Origin of the sequence: Ruminococcus sp. MCC718 (assembly GCF_018783905.1) — a bacterium.
Classification (GTDB): domain Bacteria; phylum Bacillota; class Clostridia; order Lachnospirales; family Lachnospiraceae; genus Hominisplanchenecus; species Hominisplanchenecus faecis.
Window position 1 is genome coordinate 1 of sequence record NZ_WQNP01000026.1, and the last position, 1,256, is coordinate 1,256.

General features: G+C 40.3%; 1 protein-coding gene. It reads left to right on the forward strand.

Going from position 1 to position 1,256, the window contains the following annotated elements; all coding sequences use genetic code 11:
- Nucleotides 1-93 precede the first annotated feature (93 nt).
- Nucleotides 94-1,256: IS256 family transposase (locus GPK60_RS03470; RefSeq protein ID WP_215658862.1), on the forward strand; the 1,163-nt coding region annotated here is incomplete at its 3' end.

The window sequence follows — 1,256 nt, forward strand, 5'->3', positions numbered from 1 at the left end:
GGTAGTGTAAAATAGTTTGTGTTTCTGGTAAAAAATGGCTCCTTTTTGGTAAGAATTTAGATATGACAATTCTTATCGAAAAGGAGTATTTTTATGGCAGTTGCAAAGGAACAAATTCGACAGATTATCTCAGAAAACAACATTAGTAGCGTTGCAGATGTATACACGCTTCTGAAAGACAGTTTCAAAGATATCCTGCAGGAGCTGATGGAGGCAGAGTTGGATGCAACTCTCGGTTATGAAAAAAATCATAAGGGAGATCTGCAGACAGACAACAAAAGAAATGGTCATTTCACAAAGAACTTAAAAAGCCAGTACGGTGAATTCCAAATTGATGTACCAAGAGACCGCAATGGGGAGTTTGAACCGAAGCTGATTCCTAAATATCAGAGGGATATTTCTGGAATTGAAGAAAAAGTGATCTCTTTATATGCACGTGGTATGAGTACACGTGACATTCATGACCAGCTTCAGGATCTTTATGGAATTGAATTATCGGCAGAAATGGTCAGCAAGATCACTGATAAGATCCTTCCTCAGGTCAAGGAGTGGCAGTCACGTCCTTTGAATCCGGTTTATCCGTTTGTCTTTATGGACTGTATTCATTACAAAGTCCGGGAGGATGGCAGGATCTTAAGCCGTGCTGCTTATGTTGTTCTTGGTGTTACAGTGGAAGGGTACAAAGATATCCTCAGCATCACAGTAGGAGCTAATGAAACCAGCAAGTTCTGGCTTGGAATGCTCAATGATCTGAAGAACCGCGGAGTAAAGGATGTCCTTTTCTTCTGTGTAGATGGGCTTCCCGGCTTTAAAGAAGCTATACAGGCAGTCTATCCGCAGGCAGAGATCCAGAGATGCGTCATCCATATGCTGCGTAATTCTTTCAAATATGTGAACTATAATGATCTGAAAAAGTTTTCCTCAGATTTCAAAGCAGTATATAATGCTCCGAATGAAACAGCAGCTTTATCTGAACTGGAGAACATTAAGGAGAAATGGGGAAAGAAATATCCCTATGCTATCAGCAACTGGGAAAATAATTGGGAAGATGTAAGTTCCTTTTTCCAGTTTTCAAATAATATCAGACGTATTATGTACACAACTAACATCATAGAGGGATTGAACCGTCAATACCGGAAAGTCACAAAAACCAAGAGTGTATTTCCAAGCGATACAGCACTGGAAAAGATGCTGTATCTTGCCAGCGAAAACGTAGTCAGGAAATGGACACAGAGATATCGGAACTGGGATCAGGT